The sequence below is a fragment of the Streptomyces sp. HUAS MG56 genome, assembly GCF_058673395.1.
Window position 1 is genome coordinate 1337622 of record NZ_CM178722.1, and the last position, 11610, is coordinate 1349231.

The 11610-nt window shown below is 75.0% G+C and carries 5 protein-coding genes; all 5 read left to right on the forward strand.

What is annotated here, in order from left to right:
• Positions 1–32: 32 nt before the first annotated feature.
• The 5 genes from AC4OXY_RS06715 (at position 33) to AC4OXY_RS06735 (ending at position 11494) form a co-directional block, all read left to right on the forward strand.
• Positions 33–3227 carry a non-ribosomal peptide synthetase gene (locus AC4OXY_RS06715; protein WP_491993423.1) on the forward strand — a complete coding sequence of 1065 codons (3195 nt, stop codon included), beginning with the start codon at positions 33–35 and terminating at the stop codon, positions 3225–3227.
• Positions 3224–5152, forward strand: a complete 1929-nt coding sequence (locus AC4OXY_RS06720; RefSeq protein ID WP_491993424.1) for a non-ribosomal peptide synthetase — start codon at positions 3224–3226, stop codon at positions 5150–5152. Before AC4OXY_RS06715 ends, AC4OXY_RS06720 begins: the two co-directional genes overlap by 4 nt.
• Position 5153: 1 nt before the next feature.
• Positions 5154–6989, forward strand: a complete 1836-nt coding sequence (locus tag AC4OXY_RS06725; protein WP_491993425.1) for an amino acid adenylation domain-containing protein — start codon at positions 5154–5156, stop codon at positions 6987–6989.
• On the forward strand, positions 6979–9957 hold the full coding sequence (locus tag AC4OXY_RS06730; protein ID WP_491993426.1) for a condensation domain-containing protein: 2979 nt from the start codon (positions 6979–6981) through the stop codon (positions 9955–9957). The genes AC4OXY_RS06725 and AC4OXY_RS06730 overlap by 11 nt, the downstream gene beginning before the upstream one ends.
• A 568-nt stretch (positions 9958–10525) precedes the next feature.
• Positions 10526–11494 carry a cyclase family protein gene (locus tag AC4OXY_RS06735; RefSeq protein ID WP_491993427.1) on the forward strand — a complete coding sequence of 323 codons (969 nt, stop codon included), beginning with the start codon at positions 10526–10528 and terminating at the stop codon, positions 11492–11494.
• The last annotated feature ends 116 nt before the right edge of the window (positions 11495–11610 follow it).

Here is an 11610-nt window from a genome sequence, read left to right on the forward strand (position 1 = left end):
GGACACCGACCCGACGACCTCAGGGATCGCCCATGCTTCCGCTCTCCTCGTCGCAGGAGATCGTCTGGCTGCACGAACAGCTGCAGCCCGGCAGTCGCGCCTACAACTTCACCGCATCACTCGACCTGTGGGGCACCCTCGACACCGAGGCGCTGCGCCGGGGTCTCGCCGCCACCCTGGCCCGCCACGACGGCCTGCGGCTCGAACTCGTCGCCGCCACGGGATCCGTACCGGGCCAGCGGGTCGCGCCGCGGTGCCTGCCGCGGCTGCGCACCGTCGACCTCGGCGAGGAGGCCGACCCCGAGGCCGAGTTCGCGCGGCTGCTGCGCACCGAGGCCGAGTCGCCGCTCGACACCTTCGAGGCACCGCTGATCCGCTGGACGCTCGTGCGGCTCGCCGCGCGTCATCACCGGCTGGTCCACGTGGAGCACCATCTGATCCACGACGGGCACTCCTTCGCGACCCTGCTCGGCGACGTCTTCCGCGTCTACCGCGCCCATGTCCTCGGCGAGACGCTGGAGCTTCCGCCCGCCCCGTCGTACGCGGACCACGTCCGCTCCCGGGCCGAGGCCGCCCTCGCGCCCGAGTCCCTCGCCTTCTGGCGCGACGAGCTGCGCGACCAGCCCCACGACCTGCCACTGCCCGGCCTCGCCCGCCCCGGCGCCCGCCGCCGGCACCACGGCGGGCAACTGCGGCAGACGATCGGCGCCGATCTCGCCGAGCGGCTGCGCGGGCACGCCCGTTCCCGCGGTCTCACCCCGTTCGCCACGCTGCTCGGTCTGTTCGCGGAGCTTCTGCGCCGGCACAGCGGCCGCTCCCGGATGGTCATCGGCACCGCCGTCGGCAACCGCCCCCTCGGCTACGAGGACGCCGTCGGCATGTTCGTGAACACCATCCCGCTGCCGCTCGTCCTGGACGGCGCCGCTCCCGCCCAGGACACCATGGACGACGTCACGGACACCCTCATCCGTGCCCTGCCGCACCAGGACGTGCCGGTCCAGGAGCTGACCCGGGCGCTCGGCATGCACACCTCGGGCGCGGACAATCCGCTGTTCTCCGTCATGTTCAGCGCCCACGACGCACCGCTGCCCGAGATCGACGTACCCGGCCTCGACATCACCCTCTTCGAGGGGTTCAACACCGGCACCACCCGCTTCGACCTCGACGTGGTGCTGCTGCCGGACGACCGGCGCGGTGTGACCCCGCGTCATGGCGCGCCCGGGATGACCCTGGTCTGGGACTACGACGCCGACCTCTTCGGCGAGGACGTCGCCCGGCTGCTCTCCGGTCGGTTCCTGGACCTGCTGCGCGCCTACCTCGACACCCCCGAGGCGCCGCTGGCCGCGCTCGCTCCCGCCGTCGTGGAGCCCGCCGCCCGGCCCGTCCCGGTCGCCGCCGACCGCGATCTGCTCGATCCCGTGGCCGCTCAACACCCTTCTCTGCCCGCCCTGTTGTGCGGCGCGCGCCGTCTCACCTACGGCGAGCTGGACGAGCGCGTCGGCTCCCTCGCGGAGCGTCTGCGCGCCGCGGGTGTGACGCCCGGCCGGCCGGTGGCCGTGGTCCTGCCCCGCGGGGCCGACTCGGTCGTCGCCCTGCTGGCATGCCTGCGGACCGGCGCCGTGTACTGCCCGCTGTCCCCGTCCGACCCGCCCGGCCGGCTCGGACTGCTGCTGGAGCGGCTCGCCCCGGCGCTGGTCCTCACCGGCGAGACCACCCCGGCCCTGCCGGACACGCTGCCGACCGCCCGGATCGACGCACCGGTGCTGCCCCGCGCCCACGAGGCCGGTGTGCTGCCCGGCACCACCTACGTCATCCACACCTCCGGCTCCACCGGAACACCGAAGCCGGTCGCCGTCGGCCGCGCGGCGCTGGAGCACCATCTGACCGCGACCGCGGACCGGTTCGGCCTCACGGCCTCCGACCGGGTCCTGATGTTCGCCCAGCCGTCCTTCGACGTGGCGCTGGAGGAGGTGCTGCCGGCCCTGCACGCCGGTGCGTGTCTGGTCCTGCCCGAGCACGAGGTGCCCACCGGTGCGGAACTCGCCGACCTGCTGGCATCCGCCCGGGTCACCGTCGCCAACCTGCCCACCAGCTACTTCCTCGCCACCCGCGAGGACCTGCGCCCCGCACTGCGCGACGAGAGCTGGGCACCGAGGCTCCTGGTCCTCGGCGGCGAACGCCTTCCCGCGCCGGCACTGCGCGGCATCCTCGCCGACACCGACGCCACCGTCCTCAACGTGTACGGCGTCACGGAGGCGGCCATCAGCTCCACCGTGCACGAGGTCTCCCGTGCGGCGCTCGCCGAGGGCGCCGAGGTTCCGCTCGGCACCGAACTGCCGGGCGAGCGCGTCCATGTACTGGACGACCACCACCGCCCGCTGCCGTCCGGTGCCGTCGGTGAACTCGCCATCGCCGGGCCCGGTCTCGCCGAAGGGTACGCGGGCAACGCGGAGGCGACGGCTGCCCGGTTCGTCGCGGTCGACGCTCTCGGCGGGGAGCGCGTCTACCTCACCGGGGACCTCGGCTACCGCGGTTCGGACGGTCTGCTGTACTTCCTGGGACGGCGTGACAACCAGGTCAAGCTGCGCGGTCACCGCATCGAGCTGGAGGAGATCGAGGCGGCGGCGTCCGCTGCGCTCGGCGGCCGGTCGTGCGCCGTCGTGCTGGACCGTGAGAGCCCCGGCGGGCCCCGCCTCGTCGGCTTCCTCGAAGACGGCGCCGAGCGCGCGGACTTCGACGAGAAGGCGCTCCACGCCGAGCTGAGCCGCCGGCTGCCCGGCCCTCTCGTGCCCGCCCGGTGGGCCGTGCTGGACTCCATGCCGACGCTCTCCGGCGGCAAGCCCGACCGTACGGCCCTGGCCCGTCGTGCGGCCGCGCTCGACCCCGTGACCGCCGCCGAGTCCGGAGTCCAGGCCGGGTCCGGGACCCACTCCGGGTCCGAGGCCGACGCCGGGTCCGCGCACGGGCCGGCGGCCGCCGTGTCCGACGATCCGATGACGGCCCTGCTCACGGAGGGCTGGCGCGAGGTCCTCGGCCACGGCCGCTTCGACGCTGGTTCCCACTTCTTCCGCAGCGGGGGACATTCCCTGCTCGCCGCCGAGCTCGCGGCCTGGCTGGAGCCCCGGCTGGGCACCCGCCCGCCGCTGAAGCTGCTCTTCGGCAACCCCGTACTCGCCGACCAGGCCGACGCCCTCGCGGCCGTCGCCGAACGTTCCTCGGAGTCATGATGAACCACACCCCGCCCGACCCCGGTGCCAGGTCCACGGCACCCGGCACCGGCACCGGCACCGGCACCGGCACCGGCACCGGCACCACGCTCAGCATCGCCCACGGCCCCTCCGGCGAACCGACCCGCGTGCTCGCCCGCTTCGAGGAGTGGACCCTGCGCGCGCCGCACACGGCGGCCGTGATCGACGGCGCCCGGACCTGGACGTACCAGGAACTCGACACCGCCGCCACGGACGTGGCCGCCGCCCTGCGCGACCGCGTTCGCCCCGGGGACCTGGTGGGCGTCTGCCTCGACCGCTCCACCGCCCTCGTGGTGACCGCGGTCGCGCTCGCCCGGCTCGGCGCCGTGTACCTGCCGCTCGGCCCTCGCCCCGGCGAGCGGCGCACCCAGGCGGTCACCGAGGACCTCGACGTCGTCTGCCTCGTCGGCGACCCCGGCGTCCTGCCCGAAGGCCACCGGACCGGGGAGCGGTGCCCGCTCCCCCTGCCCACCGACGGCGTGAACGCCCCCGCCACCGTGGTGGCGGCCTTCGCCGCGAGCGGCGGCCGTGGTGCGCGGCGCGCGCCGGAGGGCGCGTTGTACGCCGTCCTCACCTCCGGATCCACCGGCCGACCCAAGGCGGTCGCCGTGGCCGAGGCCTCGCTGTCCGTCGCCCTCGACTGGTACCGGGCCGAGACCGGACTGGCACCGGGCGACCGTCAGTCGCTGCTCATCGGTGTCGCGTTCGACCCGCACCTGCTGGAGCTGTGGGCCGCGCTGACCTCCGGTGCCGCCCTCGTCCCGGCCCCCGACGACACCCGCTGGGACGCGCAGGTGCTGACCGACTGGTGGCGGGACGCCCAGGTCACGGTCTCGGTGGCGGCCACCCCCACCGTGGAACCGCTCCTGGACCGGCCATGGCCCACGGGCCTGAAGCTGCGCCACCTCGTCGTGGGCGGCGACCGCATGCGCCGCCACCCCGGCCCCGACGTCACCGCGACCGTCCACAACGCCTACGGCCCCGCGGAAGCCACCGTGGTCACCACCGCCCACGCCATGCGGGGCACCGACGCGACGGCGGGCGAGCAGGCCCCGCCGCCCATCGGCACCCCGCTGCCCGGTGTCACCGTCGTCGTCACGGACCACGACGGCAGGCCGGTCGCCCGCGGGCGGGACGGCGAGCTGCGGATCGGCGGCCACTGCCTGGCGCTCGGCTACCTCGACCCCGAGCTCACCGCGCACCGGTTCACGGCCCCGCCGGAGGAACTGGCGCGGCCCGCGGTCGACCGTCTCTACCGCACCGGCGACCGGGTACGGATGAACGCCGACGGCTGCCTGGAGTTCCTGGGGCGGCTCGACGACCAGGTCAAGATCAGTGGGGTTCGGATCGAACCGGCCGAGGTGGAGGCCGCGTTCGAGCAGGATCCCCGGGTGCGCGGTGCCGTCGTCACCGTGCTGCGCGACAGCTCCGGGCACGCCCGCCTGGTCGCCCATGTCCGGCCCGCGGACGGCACCGAACCCGCCGCCGGCGAGCTGCTCGCCGCGGTGCGCGCCTGGCTTCCCGAGCAGGCCGTTCCCGCCGCCGTCCGGATCGTCGACCGCTACCCCCTCGACGCCAACGGCAAGGTCGACCGGATCGCCCTGGCGGCCCAGAGCTCCGCTCCCGTGGCGGCCGCCGCCCAGGACGACCTCGCCGACGCCTCACCGACCGAACGGCTCGTCCTGACGGCCGTACGTGACCTCCTCGGCCGCCCCGGGACCGGCCTCGACGACAACTTCACCGACGCCGGCGGCACCTCCGTCGTCGCCGCGCGGCTGCTCGTGGCCGTCGAGCACGCCACCGGAGTACGCCCGCGCGCTCGGGACCTGCTGCGCAGCACCGACCTGCGCGCCTTCGCCGCCCTCCTGGACCAGCGCCGGACCCCGCAACCGGCAGGAGCCTGACATGACACTTCTCAGCCCGAAGCCCGTCCGCACCCCGTCTCACCCGCCCGCGGCGACGGCCCTCCCGGCGCTCGTCGTCCGGCACGCCGAACTCGCCCCGCACGCCCTGGCCGTCGTGGACGGCGACACCACCCTCACCTACGGAGGTCTCCTCCGGTCCGGCCGCGCCCTGGCCGCACGCCTGAGGGAGAACAAGGTGGTCCGCGGCGACCGGGTGGCGCTGCTGACGAACCGGTCGGCCCGCACGGTCGTGGCGCAGCTCGCGCTGTGGCTGGCCGGCGCCGTGTGCGTGCCGCTGGATCCGGCCCAGCCCCGGCCGCGCACCGAGGCGATGATCTCCGACGCGGGGGTGACGCTCACCGTCGGCGACGCGAAGCTGCTGGAGGCGGCCGCGCTCACCGGGCCCGTCCTGGCCCTGCCCGAGGAGCCGCTGCCGGACGGCGGGCCGCTGGACGAGTCCGATCCGGACGGCGCGGCGTTCATCATGTTCACATCCGGTTCCACCGGTCGTCCCAAGGGCGTCGCCGTCCCGCACGGTGCCGTCGCCGAGCTGGTGACCGCGCCGGACTACGTGACCCTCACCGCCCGCGACCGCGTCCTGTTCCACTCGCCCATGACCTTCGACGCCTCGACCTTCGAGGTCTGGGGCGCGCTCGCCAACGGCGCCGCGGTCGTCGTCTGCACGGTGCAGCGGCCCTCTCTGGAGGACCTGGCCCGGCACGTCGAGCGCCACGGCGTGACGGTGGCGTTCTTCACCACGGCCCTCTTCCACCAGCTCGCCGCCCGTCGCTCCCGCGTCTTCGCCCAGCTCCGCTCGGTCGTCGTGGGCGGCGAGGCCCTGGCCGCCGCGCCGGCCCGTGAGGTGCTCACCACGTTCCCCTGGCTGGAGCTCGTCAACGGCTACGGGCCGACGGAGACGACCACCTTCGCCACCGCCCACCGGGTCACCGAGCGCGACTGCGACGCTCCGCCGCCGATCGGCAGGCCGATCGCCGGGGCCACCGCGCACGTCCTGGACGCCGACGGCCGCCCGGTCCCGGTCGGCGAGAGGGGCGAGCTGTGGATCGGCGGCAGCAGGCTCGCCCACGGCTACACGGGTCTGCCGGAGCTCACCGCAGAGCGGTTCGTGGACGACCCCGTCGCAGGCCGGCTCTACCGTACGGGCGACATCGCGTCCTTCCGCCCGGACGGCATCCTGGAGTTCCACGGTCGCAACGACGACCAGGTCAAGGTCCGCGGCTTCCGCATCGAACCCGCGGAGATCGAACACGCCCTGCGCCGGCAGCCGGAGGTCGACGACGCCGCCGTCGCCGTCGACCGCGCCGGGACGTTCGAGGCGCGCCTCGTCGGGTTCGTCGTCGCGGCGCCGGGGCCCGTGCCCCGTGCCGAAGCCCTGCGCGAGCGGCTCGCCGGTCTCCTGCCCGCGCACCTGGTGCCCGACGCGGTCACCGTGGTGGAGCGGCTTCCCCTCACGCCGGCCGGCAAGGTCGACCGGCGTGCGCTGACCGAACGCGCCCTGCCGTCCGGCGACGACCCCGCCGACAGCCCGGCGGCCGCCCTGACCCCGCTGGAACAGGCCGTCGCCGAGGTCTGGAGCCGGGCACTGGGCAGCGAAGTCACTCGCGCCGACGCCGAGTTCATCGCCCTCGGCGGCCACTCGCTGCTCGCCCTCGCCGTCACCGACGACCTGCGCGAGGAACTCGGCGTCGATCTCTCCCTCGCCGACTTCTTCGCCGCCCCGACCGTCGCCGCACAGGCCGACCTGGTCGAACGCGCCCTGCTGGCCGCCCACAGCGACCTCCACCCCGAGAGCCCGGAGCACAGCGATGCCCACTGACGCCGACTCCACGTCACGGATGCAACAGCAGCAGCTCCAGCGGGAGTTGCTGCGCCGGGCCCGCGCCGGAGCGGCACAGCGCACCCCGGCCACCGACGCCGGCGCCGCCCCAGGCGACGCCGCCCGCACGCCGAAGGACACTCGCGGCACCGCCTCGGCGGGCGACCCCGTCCCCCTCTCCCGCGCCCAGCGTCGCATGTGGCTGACGGAACGGCTCGGCGGCGCGGGTGCCTCGTACCACGTGCCGTTCGCCACCCGGGTGCGCGGCCCGTTCGACCCGGCCGTGTTCGAGACCGCGCTCAGCGCGCTGGTGGCCCGGCACGGGATCCTGCGCACCCGCTACGCGGAGCATGCGGGCGAGCCCTGCCAAGTGGTGCTCGGGGCACCGCGCACGGTCCCCGTGCCCGTGGTCGACACCGACGCGGCGCACACCCCGGCGCTGCTGCGGCGGGAGGCCGCCCGGCCGTTCGACCTCGCGGCCGGGCAGGCCGTACGCGCACTGGTTCTGCGCCACGGACCGCTGGACCACACCGTCCTGTTGACGTTCCATCACATCGCGATCGACGGCGGGTCGTTGGAGACCGTGGCCGCCGAACTCGGCACGCTCTACGCGGCGGCCACCGACGCACTCGGCGGGCACACCCTGACGACGCCACCGCAGTACGCCGACCACGCGCGCCGCGAGCACGACGGGATCCCCGGCCTCGCCGCGGAACTGGACCGCTGGAGCGGCCTGTTGGCCCACGCCACCCCGCCCCGGCTGCCCCGGCCGACGACCGTCGCGGCGTGCACCGGCAGCCGGCCGGCGGCCGTGCACAGCGTGCCGCTCGGGTCCGCGCTGCCCGACGCCCTGCGCAGGCTGGGTGCCGAGCGGGGCGCCACGCTGTTCACGGTGTCGCTCACCGCGGCCTTCGCCGCCCTGCACCGGCTCACCGGCGACGACGACCTGGTCATCGGCGTGGCGGGCACCCATCGCAGCGGAACCGCGATGCGCGGCCTGGTCGGTCTGTGCGTCAACACCCTGCCCGTACGGGTCGACGCCTCCGGCGACCCGTCCTTCGCCCAGTTGCTGCGACGGGTGTGCGACGCGCTTCTGGAGGCCCAGCGCCACCGGCACATCCCCTTCGACCTCGTGCTCGAACGCCTCGGCGCCACGGCGCGCGGCGGCGACGGCACCGCGCTGGTCGGCGTCACCGCCGATGTGCTCGGCGAGCCGACGGTGCTCCGGCTGCCCGGCACGTCGGCCGAGTACGTCGATGTCAGCACCGACGGCGCGAAGTTCACCCTGTCCTACGCACTGGGGCTGGGCGATGCCGCACGTCCCGTGGCGCTCGTCCAGTACGACGGCGACGCGCTGGACGACACCGTCGCGGAGGCGACCGCGCGGCACTACGCGGCGCTCCTCGACGCCGCGACGACCGCCCCGGAACGTGCGCTGAGCAAGCTGCTGGGCCCCGTTGCCGAGGCCCGGTCGACGCCGGCCGGTGACGGCGCCGACGCGGACGGCGCGGACGGCGCCGGCCACCCGGCGGCACGGGCCCTGCGCGCTCAGCCGCAGGTCGCCGACGCGACGGTGATCCAGCCCGCCCAGGGGCCGCCGGTGGCCTATGCCGTCCTGCGCGACAGCGTCGGTCCGTCCGGCCAGGAACTGCTCGGTCTGCTGCGGCGGACGCTGGCGCCGGAGTCCGTACCGGCCACGGTCACGCTGCTCGACGCGCTGCCGCGCACGGTCTCCGGAGAGCTCGACGGCGCCCGGCTGCCCGGGACACCCGCGCCGAACCCGCCGTCCGGTGCCCGGGCCGAAGCCGTCACCGGGGCCTTCACCGAACTGCTCGGTCCCGTCCCCACGCCCGACGACGACTTCTTCGCCCTCGGCGGTCACTCCTTGGTCGCCGTGCAGCTCGCCGAACGACTGCGCACCGAGCTCGGACTGCCCCTGACCGGTCTCGATGTGCTCCAGGCCCGTACCCCCCGGGCACTGACCGCGCTCCTCGACGAACGCGCGGCACAGCAGGCCGCCGCCAAGGCCGTGGGCAGGCCGGACCGGTCCCGGAAGGTGCGCGCCGGGACCGTTCTGGTCACCGGCGCGACGGGTGGCGTGGGCGCGTTCGTCCTGCGCGAACTGGCCGCCCGGGGCCGCCCCGTGCTGGCCCTCGCCCGGCCCGAGTCCGCCCATCTGATCGCCGCCGAGGGAGTCGACGTCGTCGAGGGCGACCTCTCCGACCTGGCCGGACTGCGCGACGCCGTCGCGAACGCGGACGCGATCGTCCACGCGGCCAGCACCTTCACCCGCCCCGAGGTCGACCTGGCGGCCATGGAGACGATGGTCGGCGCCTGGCGACGGGGCCCCTTCGTCTTCGTCAGCAGCGTGGACGCCTACGGTCATCCCCGTACCGACCGGGTCGCCGAGGAGTCCCCCATGTGCGAGCCCGTCAGCCCGTACGGCAAGGGCAAACTCGACTGCGAGGCCATGCTGTTGCGCGCCGCGGGCACCGAGGGGCGCGGGGGCGCGAGCGCCGTGCGCTCACCGATCGTCTGGGGCGCGCACGAAAGGCTGCGCGAACAGTTGCGCTGGGGCGCCATCGGCGGGCTCTACCAGGCAGCCCACCGCGGCGGCGCGATCGAACTGCCGCGTCCGGGCACCGGCGGCCACCCCTGGTACGGGGTGGCCTGGGTGCACGCGGCAGCCCTGGCCCGCGCGGTGGCCGAGTGCCTGGACCGCCCCGTCCACGGCGTCGCCAACGCCTGCAGCGGTCACGTGTCCTGGCACGACCTGGCGCACGACCTCGGTGAACTGCTCGGCTCACGGCCCGACGTCCGTGAGTCCGGCGAAGTCGCGCAGGACCTCGACCACCACTGGCACTACGACAGCGCGCGCCTGGCCCGTGTCCTCCGGGCACGGCCGGGAGAGGACCGGCGGACCGTCCTGGCCGAGATGATCGACGGCATGACGGGCGACGACAGCTGACGCCCCGACGGCGCCCGGAGCCTGCGCGAAGGCACCGGGCGCCGCTCGCCGCACACCGCACACTCCGCCGGAAAGGCCTCGTGCCGGTGCCGTCCTGGGGTGGCGTGGCATGGGCACCGGGGCCGTTGGTGATCAGACGGCTGCGTGTGTCCGCTCCTGGAAGACCCCCGGCCGCCCCATGACGGGGATGTCGTACTTCTGGAGCGCCATCGTGTCGGCCCGGCCGGTGGCAAGCGTCCGGTGCAGGGAAGCACCGAGATGTCGGACCCCCTCGGCCTCCGGCCCAGGTCCGGACCGAGCACCGGACAGGGGCTCGGTGTGGCGGCGAACAGGGCCGCGTGATCAACCTGCCATGCCACCAGTGGCGCTCCCTTCCCGCCTCACCGGCTCCTCCTCGATCTACGGGCCGCCCCGCGGCTGCGCCTGCCGTGCGGAGGCGTGAACCGGCGGTTCGGCGCGGGTCGTGCAAAGCTGGGATTCCGGGACGGCGGGCCGCACGACGGTGTCCCGCCGGCGCAGCGATGCCCCGTCGCCGGGGCCGTGTCGAAGCCGGGGACGGTGAGTGCGGATGAGCCCGAACTCCGCCGACGACCCGGATCCGGGGCCCGCCGGTGCCGGTGACCGGCCCGCGGTCTCCCGCCGGGAGTTCGACGCGCTCTTCGAGGCGGTGCGCACATGGGGCCGTTGGGCCCCGGCCGACCGTGGCGCCTGGAACCGGGTGACGGCGGAGCACGTGCGGCGGGCCACGGCCAGCGTGCGGTCCGGGCAGGTCGTCCCGCTGGCGCTGCCCTGGAACACCGTGCCCGGCCCGGACAACCCCAGGCCCGCGCTGCACCACATGACCGATCTCGGTGACGTGGAGCGCCCGGAACCGTCCACCCACAAGGACTTCATCGCCGCCGACTACCACGGCAAGGCCGTCACCCATCTCGACGCCCTGTGCCATGTCGCCTATCGAGGGCGGCTGTACGGCGGCCGGGCGGCCGAGGACGTGGTGGGCGCGGCAGGTGCCCGATTCGGCGCGGTGTCGGCACTCGGCCCCCTCGTCACGAGGGGAGTCCTCCTCGATCTCCCCACCGTCCTGGGGATCCGCTGGCTGGAGCCGGGGCGGGCGGTGCACGCGAAGGACGTCGCCGCCGCGGAGGAGGCGCTCGGTGTGCGGATCGGCGAGGGCGACGCGGTGCTGCTGCGCTCCGGGCACGTCCGCCGCCGTGGGGACCTCGGTGCCTGGGATTCCGCCTCGGCGAGCGCGGGCTTCCACGTGGACGCGGTACCGCTGCTGGCCGATCGCGGCATCGCGCTGCTCGGCGGTGACGGCGACAGTGACGTACGGCCCTCACCCGTCGACGGCGTGCACTCGCCCGTCCACGCCCTGGTCGTGGCCGCGATGGGGGTGCCGCTGCTGGACAACCTCGATCTGGAGGCCCTGTCGGCCGCGACGGCGGAGGCGGGGCGGTATGAGTTCCTGCTCGTCGTGGCGCCGCTGAACGTCCCGGGCGGGACGGGCTCGCCCGTCAATCCGGTCGCCGTCCTGTGACCACCCGCCTCCGATGTCCGGTTTCTCGCCTATGCCCTATTGGCTCTATTGTTTGGAAAAGGAACTCTTGCAGGCTCGAGTGAGGCGACACGTGGTTCTGCCAGGTGGGAAACCGA